Annotated in this window: 7 protein-coding genes; 1 reads left to right on the top strand and 6 read right to left on the bottom strand. The window is 41.2% G+C overall.

The genetic code is table 11. From position 1 onward, the window contains the following. Positions 1-412 precede the first annotated feature (412 nt). Positions 413-18571, bottom strand: coding sequence for an ELWxxDGT repeat protein (locus FD725_RS32080; protein WP_218653149.1), 18159 nt, complete (start codon positions 18569-18571; stop codon positions 413-415). Positions 18572-18627: 56 nt separating this feature from the next. Between FD725_RS32080 and FD725_RS32265 the strand changes: the two genes are divergently transcribed. After that, positions 18628-18762 (top strand): hypothetical protein, encoded by a 135-nt coding sequence (locus FD725_RS32265; protein ID WP_256871830.1) that lies wholly within the window; start codon positions 18628-18630, stop codon positions 18760-18762. Between the two features lie 469 nt (positions 18763-19231). Here FD725_RS32265 and FD725_RS01905 read toward each other — a convergent pair whose 3' ends face one another. The 5 genes from FD725_RS01905 to FD725_RS01885 form a co-directional block, all read right to left on the bottom strand. Continuing rightward, positions 19232-19564 (bottom strand): hypothetical protein, encoded by a 333-nt coding sequence (locus tag FD725_RS01905; RefSeq protein ID WP_256871829.1) that lies wholly within the window; start codon positions 19562-19564, stop codon positions 19232-19234. 14 nt (positions 19565-19578) lie between these two features. Next, on the bottom strand, positions 19579-20253 hold the full coding sequence (locus tag FD725_RS01900; RefSeq protein ID WP_179046577.1) for a cadmium resistance transporter: 675 nt from the start codon (positions 20251-20253) through the stop codon (positions 19579-19581). A 257-nt stretch (positions 20254-20510) separates the two neighbouring features. Further along, positions 20511-20678: an SDR family oxidoreductase gene (locus FD725_RS01895; RefSeq protein WP_306296890.1), complete on the bottom strand. Its 168-nt coding sequence runs from the start codon at positions 20676-20678 to the stop codon at positions 20511-20513. Positions 20679-20863: 185 nt separating this feature from the next. Beyond that, positions 20864-21523, bottom strand: a complete 660-nt coding sequence (locus FD725_RS01890) for an SDR family NAD(P)-dependent oxidoreductase (protein ID WP_179046576.1) — start codon at positions 21521-21523, stop codon at positions 20864-20866. Between the two features lie 75 nt (positions 21524-21598). Further along, complete coding sequence (locus FD725_RS01885; protein ID WP_179046575.1) at positions 21599-22483, bottom strand: NAD(P)-dependent oxidoreductase; 885 nt, start codon at positions 22481-22483, stop codon at positions 21599-21601. Between the last annotated feature and the right edge of the window lie 134 nt (positions 22484-22617).

Below are 22617 nucleotides of genomic sequence, written 5' to 3'. Positions count from 1 at the left end.
ATCCAATTTTTCTCATGCCATTTTCTTCAGCTAAATTGGATTTTTTCCAATGCTTCTGATAACTTTTCAATCCCTAGAAAGCACTGTTGTGTAACTTGCTAGATAGATGCTGCATTTTTTAACTGTATTTGTTTCTGATATACAGCTATAGTTTGGATTTTCAACCTATTTGAGACTATGGGAATTTGGAAACATTTCATTTAGTCCGAAACAAAATTTCACTTTATGCAATAACCCACAATCTTGGCGTAACAGAATCTTTAAATACTGATGTTAATTTATAGCGATTTTCATGCCGATGAAGTAGGGGCGGGTTAACAGATATGCTGACATTATTCACCAATATCTCACTTAACCCGCCCCTACTGCTTATGAGAAATGCGGGTAGTTTACTTTATAAATCACCTCTTAGTTAGATGACCAAAATATTCGTAGAATCAATCACAGGTTTAGTGGATAGAATAGCGATTTGTACCTGAGAGTTAGAACCTGTGCCGTCAACATCAAAGAACAGTGCGCCAGTAGATTGATTATAAATCAAGCGATCGCTCTCATCTTTGGCTACTGTTCCTAAAACGAACTGAGTCGCAAGCAGAGTACCACTCACAAGTCCACCACCAAAACCAGCAGCATCAACCCGAATTTGATCATCAGTAAAATTAAAGTCTGTAATGGTGTCAATGCCATCACTAATAGGTGAAGAGAAGCTAAAAATATCTTTTCCAGTACCACCAGTTAAGCGATCGCTTCCAGTTCCACCTACAAGTATATCGTTACCATTACCACCGAGCAGCGTATCATTGCCATTACCGCCATCAAGGCTATCATCTCCATCACCACCGCTAAGAGTGTCATTTTCGTCACCACCGAATAAGCTATTATTTTTAGCATTACCAGTAATGTTATTTCTGAAGGCATTACCAGTACCGTTAATCTCACTACTACCACTCAAGATGAGATTTTCTAAGTTGTTACCTAGTGTCCAGGTGATGCTGGCATGGACTGTATCAGTTCCCTGATTAGCTAGTTCTGTAATTTGATCATTGCTGCTATTGACGTAGTAAGTATCATTGCCAACACCACCAATCATCACATCGTCACCAATTCCACCAGCTAGGTTGTCGTTTCCAGCACCACCATCCAGAGTGTCGTTGCCGGCATTGCCTTTGAGGGTATCATCGTTATCACCACCAGACAGGCTGTTATCAGCACTGTTACCGGTGATTGTATTTTTTAACCCATTCCCACTACCGTTAATTGCATTGCTACCTGTGAGAATCAGGTTTTCTACATTATTGCTGAGTGTCCAACTCACACTAGCATTAACAGTATCAGTTCCTTCATTGACTAGTTCTGTAATTTGGTCGTTGCTGCTATCAACATAATAAGTATCATTGCCAGCACCACCAATCATCACATCTTCACCAATCCCGCCATCTAAGGTATCATTGCCAGCACCACCATCCAGAGTGTCGTTGCCAGCATTGCCTTTGAGGGTATCATCATTATCACCACCGAACAGGTTGTTATCAGCAATGTTGCCTGTGATGATATTTTTGATGCTGTTACCAGTACCATCAATGGCGTTAGTACCAATCAAAACCAGATTGTTAAAATTATTCCCCAATGTCCAACTCACACTGGCATTGACGGTATCAGTTCCTTCATTGACTAGTTCTGTAATTTGGTCGTTGCTGCTATCAACATAGTATGTATCATCCCCTGTACCGCCATTCATTACGTCGTCACCCAGTCCACCGTCTAAGATATCATTGCCAGCACCACCATTGAGAATATCGTTTCCGTCTTCTCCTCGGAGAGTATCGTTACCAGCCTCACCGTTGAGGGTATCATCACCAGCTTTGCCATTGAGGGTGTTACTACCACTATTACCAGTAATTACGTTATTGAGTGCGTTACCTGCACCTGAGATGTTGCCTGTACCAGTTAAAATTAGATTTTCAACATTTTCGCTCAAAGTATAGCTAATTGATGCGCGAACGGTATCAGTTCCCTCATCTGGATTTTCTAGGACTTTATCGCCACTGTGATCAACAATATAGAGATCATTGCCTAATCCGCCATTCATGGTATCGATGCCAGTACCACCGTTTAGGGTATCGTTTCCGGCTAAACCAAATAGGGTGTCATTACCGCCTAAGCCTTGAATGTTGTCATTATTGGGTGTGCCAGTGAGGGTGTTATTGCCAGATGTGCCGACAATATTATTGATGAGTTTAGTAATATTCAGTACGAATATATCACTGACGCTAGCATTGCTGGTGTCGGTAGCTGTAACTTTAATATTGAGTGTACTAGCATCGGCATTTCCTGGAGTGCCGCTAAATGTGCGAGTTGTGGGATTGAAGGATAACCAACTGGGTAAATCAGCACCGTTTTCTAATTTTGCCGAGTAGGTGAGTGTATCGCCTGCATCGATGTCGCTGAAGGTGTTAGTGGGAATTTGGAAAGTGAAGGGAGTGTTTTCGGTGGCGGTTTGATTGGCGATCGCACTCTCCAAAGTTGGGGCATCATTAGTATTAGCCACTGTCACGGTGAAGATATCATCAACACTTGCCCCTGCGCTATCAGTGGCGGTGACTGTGATGTTAAAAGTACCGACATTACTATTTCCAGGTGTACCGCTAAATGTGCGAGTTGTGGTATTGAAAGTTAGCCAACTGGGTGTAGTTGCCGAGTAGGTGAGTGTGTCGCCTGCATCGATGTCGCTAAAGGTGTTGGCAGGAATTTGCAAGGTGAAGGGGGTATCTTCTGTCGTGGTTTGATTGGCGATCGCACTCCCCAAAGTTGGTGCATCATTAGTATTAGTCACTGTCAGGGTGAAGGTATCATCAATGCTTGCCCCTGCATTATCAGTAGCGGTGACTTTAATATTAATAGTACCCACATCACTGTTAGTAGGTGTACCGCTAATAGTCCGAGTTGCGGCAGCAAAGGTTAGCCAACTTGGTAAAGTTGTAGTGTAAGTCAAAACATTACCAGCATCGGCATCAACAAAAGTGTTTGCTGGGATGACAAAGGTAAAGTTTGTATCTTCATTAACACTTTGATCGGCGATGGGGTTAGCAACCGTGGGTGCTTGATTACCTGTGATTTGTTGGTTGCCGAAATCAATACCTGTGCGTACTTCACCTGCTGTTAGGTTGATAGTGTGGACTTGATTGATGGTATTATCCGATGTGGTCGTGCCGTTATTGTTATTGTTGTTACCTGGGTTAACGGGATCAGGATTAGGACTTGTACCACTGAGGCTGAGAATACCTGCCGCCAGTTTCAACAAATCTACGCGGGGGTAATTTTCTCCTGTGTTGGTAACGTTATCATTTTCGTTATCACCATCGTTGATAATGACACTGTTGGTATCCAGGAGATTACGGAACTCTGAGACGGTCAATTTACGACCGAGTTTTTCTTGGGCTATCTGTTGTGCTAGGGTTGCCACACCTGTAATGTAAGCGGTGGCTTGGCTAGTTCCACCCAAGGTAGTTGTCCCACCGTTGGCGTTTGCACCTGTAATTAAGATACCGGGAGCAAAGATATCTAAAAGATTAGGATCGCGTTGGGAGAAACTAGCGATTTGATCAGCCGTAGTTGTATAATCTATTGCCCCACCGACAAAGTTTTTCGGCCCGCCAAAGTTACCCGCCCACACTGCACCGACGGCGATCACATTGGGATCGATGGCTGGGTAAGCTAGTCCGGAATTGCTGCTGTATTGGTAGAAACTGTTACCGGCGGCGGCGTTGATGATGATATTTTGGGAGGCGATCGCTGCTAATTCATCCCCAATACCATAACGAGAGGTAGCTGTAGTCCAGTTTTGACTATCTCCGATAGAAAGGTTGACAGATGCAATATTATATGTATTGCTATTAGTTGCTACCCATTGCAAAGCCTTTTCCAAGTCGGCAAAACTACCAGCACCGTTATCTTTAAAGACTTTTAAGGCGATGATATTAGAATTAGGGGCAACACTACTAAAGATGCTGGCAATGTGAGAACCGTGATTATTTTGATCGCTTGCGTCTGCGTCGTTGTCAGCAAAGTCGTATTGATAGACGATTTTATCAGCAATGCCGTTATTATCAGCATCAGCCCCAAAGAAGGGATGATTTAAGTCAATCCCAGTGTCAATAATGACGCTTGTGAAACCATTACCTTTGATGTTAGCAAAGCGACTATCTGCCCAGAAGTTATTCAGGTTAATCAAGGAAATTGCTTGAGAGTCGCCTGCACTAGTAATCGTGGTACTAGGAGTTTCGAGGGGAGGCGTAACGGTAACATTTGACGGTGCTTCATCATCAATAATTGTGACAGTAGCAATACTTTGATTTCCAAGAACCGCGCCACCTGTGGGGTTAGTCAGCTTAATGGTGAAATATTCATTGCCTTCGACTTTGCTATCATTACGAATCTTGATAGCTTGAGAATTACCTAACAGGGCATTTTGCACAGAAATGAGTTTGCTGGTTTCATTTTCTGCGAATGTAATTGTAAACGGCACATTATTGAAATCATTATTGACGGAACTAGCTGCACAACTACAACCAGCAGCCGTACCATCAGTAAAGCTCAGTGTGGCACTAACTGCACTACTGCTGTTACCTGTGCGAGTTACCCAAACTTCTGTGATAGCTGTGCCGTCTTCCTTGACTATGTAATTAGCTGCACTAAAGTTGAGTTGTATCTGAGTGCGATCGCCAGGGGAAATAATATCTAAACTGGGAATAGCCAGGGGAATGTCAGCGTTAGTAGTAGTAATGCTAGTACCGGGGAAAGTTTGCTTCCATCCTGGTTGCTGTACTTCCGCAACAGTGTAAATTCCTGGACGCAGATTGGTAAATTGATAATTACCGTTAGCGTCGGTGGTGGTTGAGATTTCGCCGTTATCTAATTGTCCGTTGCTGTTGCTGTCAAGATAAATTGTCCAACCTTGTAATCCTGGTTCACCTGTATCTTTCACACCGTCGCCATCGATGTCATTCCACTTCATCCCCCGAATTTCGGCATCGTTATCGGTGATGTTGACGGCGATATCAGGTAAGGTGACATTACTGTAATTGGCATCTATACTGCTGACACTGTGACTGATGCTGCTAGTGTGATTACCTTCAGGAATAGTGTCGTTAACTGCTGTGACGGTAACTGTTTGGGGAATATTCCAGTTAGCAGAGGTGAAGGTGAGAGTAGTTTTATCGGTGGTAATTTGACTACCAGGATTTAAGGTGATAGTGACATCTGCTGTAGGTTGAGTTCTCAAGACGAGAGTGTAACTATCAGTGTTACCACCTTCAGTGACGACTGTGCTACCAGCACTTTGAGTTACAGTAATGCCAGGAGTAGGAGGTGCAGCAATGGTGAAATTGGTAGTTTTTGCTGCATCTCCAAGATTACCAGCGTTATCTTGAACTGTGGTTGCATCAACCTGTAACTCATAAATTCCAGGGGTGTTGAAGTTGCTTAACCCATTGATGCGGTAGGTTGTACCGGAGAGATATGTAACGGTTACAGTGTCAGGGAGGGTGAGATTTTCCCCGTTGCGTGAGAGGGTGATGTCGTTTTTATCGAAGGTATTTAGGTTGATTTGTTCTGAGAAGCGAACATCAATAAAGTCAACAGGGGTAATAACAGAGTTTTGCGGAACGTTGAGGAATTCAGTAATTGTTGGTTGAGTGACATCAGCAAACAGACTTAAAGTAGTTGTCGTGATATTTCCAGCAACATCTTGCACTCGCACATCCACATCTCTGCTACCGGGAGAGGGGAGTTGAATGTCACCGCTAAAGCTAGTGCCGGTGACAGTTGCTTGTCCTAAAATTTGGGCGGTGGTTTTATCAATCAGGGAGACACGTAAACCCGCTTCACCCAAATCACCAGTGACAGTCACCGAAGTACTATTAACCCGAATTTGCCCGAATTGGTTGAGGACTCCCAAACTAGCCGAGGCTGTCTGCAAGCTATTTGGGGATGGGGTAGCTGTGACAGCAACATTAGTAGGAACAGTCGGTGCAACAGTATCCATCACCCAAGTTTCGGACTGTGTACCTGTACCCGCGTTACCAGATAAATCTTGAATACCGCTACCGTTGACGGTGAGGATGTAATTTCCATCTGTTGTAGTTAACCCACTTAGTCCATTGATGCGGTAGGTGGTATCGTTAACGGCGGTGACGGTGACAGCGTTAGTAATTAAATTCGTGCCACTGTTGCGAGTCAGGGTGATATCTTGCCAAGTGAAGGTGCTAAGGTCGATTTTTTCTGAGAAGATGACGTTGAGAGAAGAGACAGGTTGATTGCGGGGGTCAGCCAACAAATCTACAATGTCGGTAACTATCGGTGCAGTGGTATCAGCGTTACCTGTAGCTGTTTTAATCCAGGTTTCGCTAACTGCGCCTGTACCGAATTTACCGCCAATGTCTGCAATTCCGGCTGCATTGACTGTGAGTTGATACGTGCCATCTACATTAGTTAAGTTACTCAGTCCGGTAATTTGGAAACGGGTAGGCGACTGAGCAACAATGGTGACAGCACTAGTAATCAGATTTGCCCCACCGTTAACAGTTAAAGTAATATCGCTGCTATCGAATGTGTCAGCTTTAACTGCTTCTGAGAAGTCAACGGTAATGGCATTTACAGCAGTGGAACGGGGGTCTGGGGTGACATCTATAATATCGGTGATGCTGGGGCCGCCTGGAGTGTAGATGACGGTGTAGGTGCTATTTCCGGCGGTGGTGTTGTAGTCGAGGAAATGCAGAATATTTTCGTAGACGGGACGACCTGTACCAGGGAAAGTTCGGTCTGTTGTCCAAACATTATCTAGTTTAACTTCTGTACCGTCTGCACGCAGTACCTTTTGGATATCAAATTGGGCGTTGCTGGGGTCAGCGAGGCGGCAATAATTCCAGCCAGCGTTAACAGTAGTGGAAACCTGTACGCTGAGGTCACTCAGAGTTGCGGGTGCATCGGCGGTGATATTAATTGCAGCATTGACGGGTGCTGTTCCTCCCTGACTGAAGTAGAGAGTATCAGGAGTGAATTTCGCGTCAAAGATATCGTTAACTAAGAAATCGGGAAGTCCATCATCAGTTGGTTGGTTAATTTGGACTTTGTGAATTAATTCGTGAATTTTGACATCTTTAATTAAGGAAAGTTCGGCTTTACCGAGATTATTGATATGTTCAAAGGTAGCTTTGTACTCAATGAATTTACCTTGTAGGGAAGATTTTAGTAACCAGTCAGCAACGGCGGTTTGTCCGGCAGCAATATTACCAAAATCGACAGTTAAAGAAGGACTGACACCAGTACCATTCACTTCCGAACCGATAATTTGAAAGTCTACCAGCAGACCTTTTTCATTATCAATAATCTTCGGTTGACCGGAGGTAATTTTTAAGTTCTTCGCGTCACCTTTACCTTGGTTTCTGACTAATACAGCTAGGGAGTAAGGAACGGAGGTTTCGATAACATCATTGGTGAAGGGGTCATCAGCGAAGACATCCCGTTGATGGAAGTAGTCGAGATACAGTTCCGCTTGGGGATAGACGGTGATGGGAGCAGAGAGGAGAGAAACTGTTACTTGGCTACCGTTTTCTTTGTAAGAAAGAGTACCGCCAATGCTGTATTGAGTTGCAATTTCTGGTGCAGCTAAATTAGTAGGAATGAATGTCCATTTAGCACTACCGATGCCTTCATCTTGGGAAGTATTGGGGTTATCTCCGGTTAATATTCCTGTGCCATCAACAGCAGTGATATTGCTGAGGATAGGTGAAGTAATGCCAAATAAGTCGTTAACAATGTTTCCTTGAGAATCAGTTATTAACAGGGTAACTGAAATATTTTCTAAGTTGGTAGCGTTACCGTTTTCGATTTCTAGACTACCCAAGAAAGCAGCACGAGTCATAACTGCTTCTTGATCGATTTTGATTCTGACGGTGGCGCAAACTCCACCGCTACCATCTAAAGCTTGTTTTAACTCATCCACTGATGATTTCAAAGCTTCAGTAATATCGTTAAAGCCTTCAACCTTAGTTAGCTCAATTGCCTGATTAGCTGCAGAATATTTATTGTTTAAAATGTCAAACGCTAGGAAGTCAGAATTTTGTCCTAGCGGAACATCATTAGAATTATAAATTCCTGCACTCCAGTAATCGACGGTACGATTCCAGCGATCAATAAACTGATTAACATTAGTACTTGTTACCCCTTCAGGAAGTGGAAAGTTTAGTAACTCGTTTCTCTCTGTCTCAGAAACTTTTGCTCCATTTATTGTCTCATCGTTAATTCTGCTTAAAAAATTACCTAGCCAATCACTCAATAAATTTTCATCCTCACCTTGAAGCCAAATTGCATCACCAAAAAGAAATGCTTGAGCATCAATGGCTGTTTGCAAGCGACTTTGATACTTCCCAATTAAATCTAAAGCAGATTTAGGAACTGAACTAGACGCTAATGATTCTGCACTAAAAGTTCCAGAAGCACCGCCACCCCCAAAGTTGCCACCACCACCAGATGAAAAACCTCCACCACTGCCGTTACCTGAACCACCATTACCATTGCCTGAACCGCCATTACCATTGCCTGAACCGCCACCAAAAGGCGACCCACAAGCAGTAGCAATATCATAAGTACACGTTAATATTTTCAAAACCTTGCCAAAAGGACTTTGCTTGGCAGCTTCTTTAGTGCAGTCATAGGCAGCTTTAAGGCAAGCTAATCCTCCCAGTAAACTAGGCCCTTTAGTAATAGTTCCAGTTATACAACCGTAGATGCCAGTAGGACATTGCTCCCAACCACCAACTAATGGAACAAGACTAATGGCACACTTCAGAATTGCTTGCTTTGTCTTTTCTACGCAAGGATCGCAATTAGAAGGCTGAATATTGACTGTGATGGGTGTAACATAGCCACCACCACCATAGCCACTATAGCCACCACCACCAAAACCACCGCCACCATAACCACCACCGAAGCCGCCGGATGTGAAACAATTACCTTCAACATTTAAGAATGGGAGAGGAATTGCTCTTTTAATTTGTTCGCCAGCACATTCATAGTAGTAATCAAGACCACCAGAAATACTACAAGGTACGGAGGGACTCGATTGGATAGACAGTTCATTACCAGAACTACTCAGGGTGTCAAAGTCAGCAATGCGAGTGATACGCACCGGAACTGTAATCGAACTCTTCGCAGCTAGTGAATCAATGTTATCAATTAGCGGTTCGATTTTATAAAAAGGATGTTCTCCAAAAAAGAGGTTTACATCTTTAGCTGCAATTAATCCATAATTAGTGGCTGTGATGTCAATTTGCATGACTTGACCAATGACTTGCAAATTGTCTAAGTCAATAAATGTAGGTTCAATTACAACGGTAGGAATGGGTACGTTGGTTTCAAAGACACTTTCGATACTAATTGTATATCTGTCTTCAATTTCTGTCGGTGTTACCGTCCATGTGTATTTAACTGTTTGTCTTGACAAGAATGCTTGGACATCTTCTGTTTCACCTGCACCAATATAGATATTTTGCTCATAGGAATCATGACTATCGGCACTAATGCGAAGTTTATAATATCCCTCAGCTAAATCCGTTTTCGATAAAAATCCATCAGCATCTTGTTCAGAAAATATCACCCTACCACTAAACGGATCGATCAGCGAAATTGTGGCATTTGCTAACCTTGGTGAACCTTCAGTAAAGAAGAATAATTCATCTACTACATTAATACTTAGGTTGCCTTTCGCCTCTGAAACCGCACGAAAATTGAAAGGTAATCTTAACGATGTCTCCGCACCTGCAATTACTAAATCGCCGTTATAAACTGTTAATTCTTGAGTTGCAGATGGTTGTAATAACACGGAAACCTTAGCAGACTCCCCTGGATTTAGCGAAGGTATTTCTACAGGAGAAGCTAACTTTAACCAAGGTGCTTCGGGAAGCAATACATCTAACTCCCCAGAAGCAATTCCCCCTTGGTTAGTAACGGTAAATTCAACTAAAGTTTGTCCTCCCCGCAGCATACTAGCTTGTAAGCTGCTGGTATCAGCTACTAAGCGCGGTAAAATTTGCTCGACATTCACTGTTACAGGTAAAGTGGCAGTGACTCCTTCAGTTGTATTGAGACGAATTTGTAATTGGTCGTAGAGTAAACTGTCATCAGGAACGGTGATGTTGTAGTTGACTGTAATTTCTTCATTCCCGGCGAGGCTGGTTTTTTGTGGTGTAACTTCTACAGTCCAATTACTCGGTGCATCGATAATATTTGCAGTTAATCCTGACAAGCTAACATTACTCAGGTTTTGCAGTTTGACTTGTCCGTTAAAGGTTGTCCCTTCAACTATTTTTTGTGCTACCTGTTGCAAAAATTGGTCATTCTGCTCAAACCGCATTCCTAATAGAGTAAATTGGTCTTCTGCGGTGCTATCTTCATTAGCAAAACCAGGAAAATAAGCGTTAATGTTGTAAGTTCCTGCTTCACCTGGGAGGGGATTAAACTGTCTGACAAAGTTACCGTTACCATCCGTAAATGAATCAAATTCTCGGATATTTCCGTTATTTTCTACCCTGACTTTGACAAATTCATAAGTAACGGGAGAATTATCGATGTTACTAATAGCTTGTCCACGCAAGATGACAGAATTTCCGGCTAAACCCGTCTCTGTATCAGTGTAAACTATTGCTCGATAGGATGGTGTGACTGTAAATGGTGTAATGGTTGTATTATTATTCTCACCAATTCCTACACCTTCATTGACTGTATTACCTGTGTCGGTGCTGGCAATTAAATAATACTGTCCAGGAGTACGAGGGGCAAAATAACTAACAGTACGTTGATAAGATGTCTGGGGTGCAAAGTTAGCCGGATTTTCTGCACTGCCTAAACCAAATTCACCTAATAATGTATCGTTAGCATCGAGTTTGTTATCTGTAGATAAATAAACTTTATCTTTCCAACTTCCTGACGCATTGATAGTGCCATTATTAGTAACAGTGTAGGTAAATTGAGATTGTCTACTTGTATAGGTTGGTTGAATTCCTTGTAAATTAGTGACAGTTAAATCTGGGACATTGATATCAGTAACTTCTAAGCTATCTGTACCACTATTTAACCCGTTAGCTGAAGCAGTAATATTGACTGTCTGACTACCATCATTAATCCCATCACTAACTCCAGTAATTGTAAATGTTGCGGAAGTTTGTCCAGCCGCAATTGTCACTGTGTTGGGGACTGTGGCTTCTGTTGTATCGCTAGAATTGAGGGTGACAACTAACTCACTAGTTGTATTTGTATTCCGAGTAATAGTTGCTGTGGCTGTTCCTGTTTCTGAAATAAAGTCCCGATCAATGGTTAATTTTAAACTGGGACTTTCATTATCAATGATATTTAAATTAGCAGTGGCATTTCCTGTTTGTACAGCTACATCTGTGTTTGTATAGGTAGGTTTCGCCGTAATACTTACAGCTTGTGTACCATCAACAATGGTGTCATCAATGCCTTGAATTTCAAAGGTAGCTGATGCTTGATTAGCTGCAATGGTGACAGTAGCAGGGACAGTAGCTTCTGTGGTATCACTACTAGACAGTTGAACTACTAAGGGGATATCTGTGATGATGTTGCGGGTGAGGGTGGCGATCGCCTTCCCGCCATTCTCATTTATATTAGTGGTATCAATCGTTAAGCTGAGAGTTACTGCATCATTATCAATGACACCAACGCTATCTGAACCACTGATAAATCCCGGTGCTGAGGCGATAATACTGTAATTTTTCGGCAGTTCAATTAAATTATCATCGACAGCCGTAATACTAAAGTTAACAGAATTTGCCCCTACCGGAATAGTGACTGTTGTCGGTACAGTAATTTGAGTATTGTCGCTATTAACTAAGGTGACAGTCAGAGGCGTTGTGGTGTCGGTGTTGCGGGTGACTGTTCCCTGAATCGTATTGCCTTCGGTAACTTGTTCGCCAACAATATTAACGGTTAATGTCGGTTTAAAATCATTGTCGATAATATTGACAACTGCGCTATTTTGTGAACCAACTGTTGCACCATTGGTGGGATTAGTAAGACTTAAATTGATAGTTTCGCTGCTTTCTAAATTACTGTCATCAATGATGGGGATGGTGACAGTTCTGCTGGTTTCGCCATCGACAAAGTTAACTGTAATTGGACTATTATAATAGTCGTTGCCTGCTGTGGCTGTGCCGTTACTCAAGTTCACTGTAACGCTAACTGCGCCATCACTTCCGCCTGTGCGAGTTAAAGTTACCGCAGTTACAGGCGTACCATTTTCATTAATAGAATAGCTAGTGTTACTAAATTGAACAACTCCAGGTACAGCATCATTATCAACAATATTCAGGATGGCTGTTTTTTGAGTTCCTAATGTTGCACCAGCAATAGGATTAGTTAAAGTTAAATTGACGGTTTCTGTCGCCTCTAATACCGAGTCATTAATGATGGGAATTGGAACAGTTCTACTAGTTTCTCCCGCCGCGAAGTTAACAGTAATGGGGGTATTAGTATAATCAGCAGGTGCTGTTGCTGTACCATTACTCAGTTGGATGGTTGCAGAGACGGCGGTACTAGTTAAACCACTGCGGACTACTGTAACTTGGTTAATGGGAGTACCATCCTCATTAACGCTGAAAGTGCTATTAGCAAAGGCTAACTGCACATCGTTATCGATAATTACCAAAGTTGCATTCTTTTGACTACCCAGAATTGCACCACCGGTAGGATTAGCCAAAGAGAGGTTAATTGTCTCGTTACCCTCAACTAAAGTATCGTTAGCGATGGGGATAGTAAAGGTTTGACTAGTTTCTCCCGCCGCGAAATTCACAGTAATGGGAGTATTAGTATAGTCATTAGGCGCTGTTGCTGTGCCATTACTCAAGTTAACTGTGACGCTAACTGCACCATCACTTCCCCCAGTGCGAGTTAAAGTAACGGCGGTAACTGCTGTCCCATCTTCATTAACTGCAAAGCTGGACTGACTAAAAGCTAAAGTTCCAGGTTTTGGTTGGTCGTTGTCAATAATTGTCAATACCGCCGTCGTTTGTGTCCCCAGAGTTGCACCGCCTTGGGGGTTGGTGAGGGTGAGGTTGATGGTTTCATTGGTTTCGGCGATCGCATCATTCACAATGGGGATGGTAACTGTCTGACTAGTTTCCCCATTGGCGAAATTCACAGCCACAGATGTGGTATTATAATCGGCTGGATAGGTTGCTGTGCCATTGCTGAGACTCACATTAGCACGGACAAATCCTTCGCTACCGCCGGTGCGTTGCACAGTAACTACAGCAACAGGTGTACCATCTTCGTTGACACTGTAAGTTGCTGAGGTGAAAGATAAAGTCCCAGCAAAGGCATCATTGACATTGGAGATGGCGATCGCAATATCTCTTTCATAAGATAAACCACTGCTATCGGTAGTTTTTACGCGAATGGTATGCTGAGTGGCTGTTTCATAGTCTAGCAATCCACCATTCGCTACAATTAGTTGATTACCATTGAGTGCAAATCTTCCTCCCGCATTATTAACTAGAGTATAGGTGTGAGTATCGTTAGTATTCGCATCGCTGGAACTGAGAGTTCCAATTACACTATTGTCAGCACTATTTTCGGGAATGGAGTTATTGCTCAGGGAGATAAAAGTGGGTGCGCTGTTGATAATATTGAGAATAAAGTTATCTGTAGCTGAAGCGTTATTTGTATCTCTAGCTGTTACCTTAATTTCTAACTGTCCAGCACTAGAAATTGGAGCATTACCACTAAAATTTCTGCCATTGAAAGTTAACCAACTCGGTAAAGGACTTCCATCAGCTAAAGTTGCAGAGTAAGTCAGAGAGTCTCCCAAATCCACATCACGGAAAGCAGTCTCAGAAAAAGTGAAATTTGAGGGACTATTGCTATAGAAATTAACATTGGGAATTGGATTGATAACTTCCGGGACATCATTCACCGCATTGATAGTGAAGATGACATTTGATGGATTAGCTGCATAAGCAGTACCATCAGAACCATTCCAAGTAAACCCAGCAGTTCCGTTAAAATTTGCATTGGGGACAAAGGTTAAATTCCCCAAATTTGCTACAGCAATTTCTTGATTGACTGTAACGTTATTCGTTCCCAGTTTCAGGACACCATTACTCGGTAACTGGACGACTTGAATCTTCGCTAGCGATGTACCACCGCTACTGCTAAAAACACTGGAAAAATCAGTAGCTAGAAAAGTAATAACTTGGTCTTCGTTCCCTGTTTTAGCTACACTACCAACAGTGTTGACACTATTAACATCAACAGCCCAAAGTTCTACTCCTTGCGTTAAGTTATCAGCAGTAAAATAGAGTTTGCCATTGCTATAGGTCAGATTTCCTGGGTTAGAACTACCGCTACCTACTTGAATATCTCCAACAAAAACTGGACTACCTGTAGTCGGGTCTAGTCTCCATAACTCTCGACCAAGATAATTTACGCCATTATAGCTTTCTGCTAAGAAATAGAGAATGCCATTGACATTAGTTAAATTGCTGGGAGAAGAACTACCGCTACCAGAAATAATATCAATGACACTGGGAGTTCCTGTAGTGGGGTCAATCTTCCACAATTCATAGCCATTAGTTTGAGTATATGCTTGGAAGTAAAGAGTACCATTAACGTTAGTTAAATAATTGGGATTAGAACCACCATTACCCAGATTTACTAATGTCGCCGTTCCATTCGCGCCAATTTTCCACAATTCATAACCATTAGTAGGGTCATAAGCTTGGAAGTAGAGAGTACCATTGACATTGGTTAAATAATTGGGATTTGAACTACCACTACCAGTATTAATATCAACAACTTCAGCATTACCTGTAGTAGAATTAATCCGCCAGAGTTCTTGACCATTGCTAGCATTAATCGCTGTAAAGTAGAGAACTCCAGCAACATTTATCAAGTTACTAATATTAGAACTATTAGCACCAGAATAAATTTCTAACTGTACTGTCCCAGCCGTAGTACCATTACTTTTCCACAGTTCTATACCGTTAGTTCCATCATTGGCTGTGAAGTAAAGAGTGCCATTGACATTGAACAGATTACTCGGTGATGAACTATTACCACCAGAATAAATATCCTTAACTAAAACAGCATTTCCTGTAGCGTCTAATTTCCACAGTTCAGTCCCACTAGTGGCATTATTAGCAGTAAAGAAAATCGTCCCATTAACACTGGTGAAATTGTCAGGAGAAGAAGAACCCGCACCCGAATTAATATCAATGACAGATGGAGTACCTGTGCTGGGGTCTAGTTTCCACAATTCAGTGCCAGAAGTATTATCATAAGCACTGAAATAGAGAATACCATTAATATTCGTCAGATTATCTACATATGATACCCCTGCAACTGTCACCGGATTTCCCGTAGTTGCGTCGATGGTATACAGTGGGCGATAAATCGTGAAATCGTTGTTGTAATAAGAATTGCGGAAATATAGTTTACCGCCAACAATTGTGAAGCTATCAAGATAATCAGCGTTGTTAGTGTACAAATTTGGAACCACCAACCGCACTGGATTTCCCGTAGTCGGGTCTATCTTCCAGAATTGAGAACCATTTACGCCATCGTTAGCAATAAAATAGAGTGTGTTATTGAAATCGATTAGTTTATTGGGATTAGAACTGAAAGTTCGGCCATTGACATCTTTAGCTAAAACCGTCCCCGCATCAGTACCATCACTCTTCCACAGTTCTATCCCATTAATCCCATTATCAGCAGTGAAGTAAAGAGTCCCGTTGACATTAAACAGATTACTTGGTGATGAACTATTACTTCCGGTGCGAATATCTTTAACTAAGACAGCATTTCCTCTAGCGTCTAATTTCCACAGTTCAGTCCCACTAGTGGCATTATTAGCAGTAAAGAAAATCGTCCCATTAACACTGGTGAAATTGTCAGGAGAAGAAGAACCCGCACCCGAATTAATATCAATGACAGATGGAGTACCTGTGCTGGGGTCTAGTTTCCACAATTCAGTGCCAGAAGTATTATCATAAGCACTGAAATAGAGAATACCATTAATATTCGTCAGATTATCTACATATGATACCCCTGCAACTGTCACCGGATTTCCCGTAGTTGCGTCGATGGTATACAGTGGGCGATAAATTGTGAAATCATTGTTGTAATAAGAATTGCGGAAATATAGTTTACTGCCAACAATTGTGAAGCTATCAAGATAATCAGCATTGTTAGTGTACAAATTTGGAACCACCAACCGCACAGGATTCCCCGTAGTTGGATCTATCTTCCAGAATTGAGAACCATTTACGCCATCGTTAGCAATAAAATAGAGTGTGTTATTGACATCAATTAGTTTATTGGGATTAGAACTGAAAGTTCTTTCATTAATATCTTTCGCTAAAACTGTACCCGCAGGAGTACCATCACTTTTCCACAGTTCTACCCCATTAATCCCATTATCAGCAGTGAAGTATAGAGTTCCATTAACATTAAAAAGGTTACTCGGTGATGAACTACTTGTTCCCGTGCGAATATCTTTAACTAAAACGGGATTACCACTATTATCTAACTTCCATAACTCTTGACCATTAGCAGAGTTAGCAGCCGTAAAGAAAAGAGTGCCATTAACATTTGTGAAAGATTGAGGAGAAGAACTACCACTACCAGTGACAATATCTACAACAACAGGATTTCCCGTTGTCGGGTCAAGTTTCCACAATTCTTGACCAGCCGCACTACTACTGCCACTGAAATAGAGGACTCCATTAATGTTAGTAATATAATCTACAGAAGATACTCCAGCGACAATCACAGGATTACCTGTTGAGGAGTCGATAGTGTACAACGGTCGATAAATTGTGAATTCATTATTATAGTAAGAGTTGCGGAAATAGAGTTTACCGCCGACATTGGTGAAGCTATCGAGGTAATCAGCGTTGTTAGCATATAGGTTCGGCACTACTAACCGCACAGGATTTCCTGTAGTCGGGTCTATCTTCCATAATTGACTGCCATTAACTCCATCATTGGCTTTAAAATACAATGTGCCGTTGACATCTATTAAATTATTGGGATTAGAACCATTTGCACCAGCATAAATATCTAATAAAACTGGATTACCGGTAGTGGGATTAATCCGAAATAGTTCAGTTCCACTAGTTCCGTTATTAGCAATGAAGTAAACTGTTCCACCAGAATTAATAAAGTTGCTAGGATTGGAACTATTTACACCTGAGTAAATATCGCTGACTAAAACAGGTAAATCATCAGCAGGATTTAACTTCCATAGTTCATAACCTGTAGTTGCTGTATAGGCAACGAAGTAAAGAATACCATTAATATTAGTTAAGTTATATGGACTGGAACTACCATTACCAGAAACGATATCAATAACACTGGGAGTTCCGGTAGTGGGATCAATCTTCCACAATTCATAGCTATTGGTGGGATTATATGCTTGAAAATAGAGCCTACCATTAACATTAGTTAAATTCGTTGGATTTGAACCACCATTACCAAGATTAACTAATGTGGGTGTTCCATTTGTGCCAATTCTCCACAGTTCAGTACCATTAGTCGGGTCATAAGCTGTGAAGTAGAGTGTGCCATTGACATTGGTTAAATAATTGGGATTAGAACCACCGCTACCTACATTGATTTCAACAATACTAACAACACCCGTTGTAGGGTTAGATTTCCATAATTCAGTACCATTAACATCATTATCGGCAATGAAGTAAAGAATGCCCCCAACGTTAATAAAATTACGCGGATTGGAACTATAAGTGGTTTGATTAATATCTTGGGTAAGACGTGTCCCAGCCGCAGTCCCATCTGTTTGCCAAAGCTCTACCTCATTAGTAAAATCATCAGCAGTAAAATAGATTTTGCCATTACTGTAAGTCAGGTTTCCTGGGTTAGAACTCCCACTACCAACTTGAATGTCTTTGAGAAAAACTGGACTACCTGTAGTCGGATCTAGTTTCCATAATTCTCGTCCAAGATAGTTTATACCGTTATAGCTTTCTGCTAGGAAATACAGAACGCCATTAACATTAGTGAGATTGCTGGGATAAGAACTACCACTACTAGAAATGATATCGATAACACTGGGAGTTCCTGTAGTGGGGTCAATCTTCCATAATTCATAACCATTGGGAGTATATGCTTGAAAGTAGAGCGTACCATTGACATTGGTTAAGTAATTTGGCGAAGAACCACCATTACCAAGATTAACTAATGTTGCTATTCCATTCGCGCCAATTTTCCACAATTCATAACCATTTGTTGGGTCATAAGCTGTGAAGTAGAGTGTACCATTGACATTGGTTAAATAATTGGGATTTGAACTACCACTACCAGAATTAATCTCAACAACACTAACGACACCAGTGGTTTGGTTAACTTGCCATAATTCCGTGCCATTGATATCATTATCGGCGATGAAATAGAGAAAGTTGCCAGCAGTAATAAAACTACGAGGATTAGAACCAAAAGATGTTTGGTTGATGTCGGAAACTAGGTAGGGTGTAAATGTCATAGGATTGTTGCTTTTTTAGGTTACAAGGGGAGTTAATTAGGTAATAATGAAGGGTGATGGACGATCGCTCATACACCAAAAACACAGGAAACACACCTAAAGCAGACTATGAGGGAATAGCGATTGGTCAAAATCCAAAATTTGATATGGCAATTACTTTGGGACTCAGTCAAGAAACTGAAGCGGTTTAGTGAATATTGCATTCATGGGAGGTTTTTGGAAGTCAGTAGCCAAAATACTGGGGTTTGGCTACTGAAGGCGATCGCTATCACAAGTCCTTGAACTGCAAAATTCTGGCTCATCTCTTTCAGATTTAATTAAGTGTTAAGAATAATAGCAAGTGTCATATATATTTTGATTCATACAAGAATACACTTAATTAATCAAATACAAGCATAAATTTTTAATTAAATTTTTCCCAAAAACTGTAAATATACTTAAAAAAGTCGGAAGTACGGTGTTGTCACAGGGAATTAAAGCTGCTGAAGTAGAGCGAAAAAAACATACGTTTTCTTAAGAGTTCGACCCCATTGGTCACAAAAAACAGTAGAGACGTTGCATAGCAACGTCTCTACATGATTTATGTGTATCATAATTAACGTGAAATGGTATCAGCATGACTCTTGTAGCAAGATCCCGTAGGGTATTCTGAATTCTTCTTCAAGATTTCTGCAAAAAATTCTCACTTTTGTCAACTTCCAATCTGTCTCTACTTACCCAACGATTAATAAATTCATTTTTCTTATTCTGTACTTTAATCTGTATTTGCTTAGAGCCTAATTTGACAACTTGAGCAGGAATCCTTTGGATCTTCTCAGAGTCAGCACGAGCTTTATACAGCCAAGTAACTTTTTGCCCGATGAAATAATCAGAACTGAAATTTAACTGTGTTTGATCAGCCCAAGACGGAGCAGAAACTACTAAATTAATTAAAAGAATTAAAGTCATTAAAGCAATAGGGAAATTTTTCATTTGTTTAATTTTAGCTTGCATCTACTAAGAATGATTTACTTAAACAGCATTGCTACACTAGGAAAAAGTTCATAAGTTCCACTTTTGATAATGATAGATAATCCTAAGTAAATTAGGATAAAAGGAAATATTTTTCGACCGTAGCGCGTCATGACAGTAGCCATGACAGGATTTCGAGTCAAGTTGTAGGAAACAAAACACCACAGTCCAATTGCTGCATAACAAACACATAATATTACTGCTAAACTAGGAACATTGCTACTAGCAAATAATGGCACATAAATGCCAATATTATTTCCCCCATTGGCAATAGTTACGGCAGAAACACGATATGTCTGTGGGTCTTTGAGTGTGGCTATTAAAGATTTTTTCCGACGCTGGGGATTCGCTCTATGGCTCAGTTTAACTGATATATCTTGTACAGTATCTTCTTCTTGTTTTCGACTGATTAAATGACTGACCCCAATGATAATGGGAAGTAGTCCTAGCAATCCAATCCATGCTTCTGGAAGAACTAAACCACCGAAGAAACCAGGAAGGCTAGCCATTACTAATATTGTAAATCCCACAAATTCGCCAATGATAATATGTCTAGGACGAAAAGCATGGTTGACTTTACCGAAAAAAGCTGTCAGATATAAATTGTCATCAAATGTTGTCGCAAAAGCCGCAGATATGCCAAGAATTATTGTACCAATTAACCAAGTCATGAGTATTCCTCCGCAAAAATTTAGCTCAATTATGTGTTAAAATAATTGAAGCGATCGCTATTAATTAAGATGTAATTTTTTCTCCAGCAAGTAAGCTGATGAGATTCATGAGCTAATATTATGCTTGAACTCAGATAAGAGCAAACACTCTTTGTTTTTAAATTGATAAAATGATTTTATGGAATAAGCAACTAAAAAGCACCAGGCGTGAAAATTGCCTAGTGCAAGATGTAAAGAAACTTTGTTGGGGATACAGTCTAAACTCCAGGAGTACTACCACCATCAACCAGAATTTCTGCTCCAGTAATTGAAGAGGCCAGATCAGAAACTAAAAATAAAGCCAGTGACGCAATCTCTTCTGGCTTGACGATTTTTCCCAAAGGTATGGCTTTTACCGATTCTGCTTTGATTTCCTCTACACTCACACCACGGATGTGAGCATTTTGCTCTGCTAGCCGTTTAGCACGTTCTGTAGCTGTTATACCATTTCACTTTAATAATGATACAAATACGTGAGTCCGTCAGTCCGTCAGGGATTGTAAATCCCTGTCTCATAGCTAAAGTCCTCTCAAGAGGACTGAATATCAGAGTCCATTTTAATGGACTTAAGCTATGAGACCACCGTTTTAACGGTGGGCGGACAATACCCAACGAGTAAGCTATATGTATCAGGATTTTTGTGAATTGGTATTAGACCTGGTGAAATAGCGTTAATACGAATATTATGCTGGGCTAACTCTTGGGAAATTCCTCGCGTAAAGTTCAGTAAAGCAGCATTGGTTGTACCACCAGGGAGGAAGGACGGACGGGGTGTGCGTCCTGCGCCACCAATAATGTTGACAATTCGTCCATCGCGCCGATTTTTTTGATGAGGTACAACTGCTCTCACTAAGCGAATGTAGCCTAACAACTTGAGATTCCACGCATCCAAAAAGGCATCATCATCCAATTCCAAAAAAGCACCTGCACGGGCTGAACCGGCATTGTTAATTAAGATATCAATTTGACCAAATTGTGCCAAGGTTGTAGAGACAATTTGATTGATACTTTCTGCTTGAGTCAAATTAGCACTGACGGCAATCACTTTAGCACCAGGAGTCGGTGAAGATTGGATATCAGCTACTGCTTGATCTAGCCTTTCTTGATTACGAGCAGCAATAACTACATTCACACCTTCACTATATAAAGCTTTGGCAGTGGATAATCCAATACCTGCACTTCCACCTGTAACAATTGCTGTTTTACCTGATAGTTTTAGGTCTAAGCTCATAATGATTTACCTATGTTGAAAATATTAATTTTTTCAATTTCATATTCAAATTAAATAACAGCAAAAGCATCAAGTTCACTCGTCTGCAATTTCGTCAGCCAGAGTAGTAATAACTTCACTCAACAGGCGATCGCGGTTAGACTCTTCTGGTGTTTCCTGACCTAAAGATGTATCATTCACTAGGCGATAAACATCGGCTGCTCCGTAAAAAATGCGCTCAGTCAGACCTAACTCTTGAAAAGTTTCGGCAATTTCTTCCATTTCTCCAATCCAACGATGTGCTTTTGGTGTCATAGATGGAATAGAACGAGTGAGTATAGCAGCTAGTTCTGGTTGGCTATGAGATACTTCCTGCCATAGTTCCTCATCTAAACCTAAACGATGAGCAGCAATGAGTAATTCTGTGCCAATGGCTGTTAATCCTTTAGTTAAGGCGGCGTAGGACATTTTCAATCCCGAAGCTTGACCGATTTCATCACCAATTACTCTAATATCTAATCCATAATTTCCTAGTTGTTGAAATTCACTGGCTTGCTTTCCAGAAGCATAGATGCGAGTACGTCCGGGAACTCTCGGAGGTGGGCCGATAATTGCAGCATCTACAAATGTTCCTCCCACTGATTCGATGAGGTGGGCAATACGCTTGACCTTTTGGGGTGCGATCGCATTCGCATCAACATAAAGAATCGGTTTCCCCACATTATCTATTACTTCAGCTACTTGCTTTGCTACTTCTGCGGCGGCGGCTGGGACTAAAACCGACAACACCACATCAGATTCAATTACCAGTTGTGTGAGGGAACCCACATCTTCGATATTGGCTGCGGCTGCTAATTGTCGAGTTCTGAGACTGCGATTTTCTAGGGCGGCGATAGTTTTCAATTCATGTTGATTGAGAACAGAGGCGATCGCTTGTCCCATATCACCCGGACTTAAAATACCAACTGTTTGTATTGGCATAAAACATTTTCACTAATGTGCTGATATTGATGAGTTCTTTAACAAAAACTACTGTAACTCGATAGGATTATCGTATTTTATACAGAAAACTATCACAAATCATTGCCACAAATCAAGCTATTCCATGATCCAAA

It is taken from the genome of Nostoc sp. TCL26-01 (genome assembly GCF_013393945.1).
Classification (GTDB): domain Bacteria; phylum Cyanobacteriota; class Cyanobacteriia; order Cyanobacteriales; family Nostocaceae; genus Trichormus.
The sequence above is the reverse complement of the archived record's forward strand: the minus strand, read 5'-3'. Positions and strand labels throughout refer to the sequence as shown.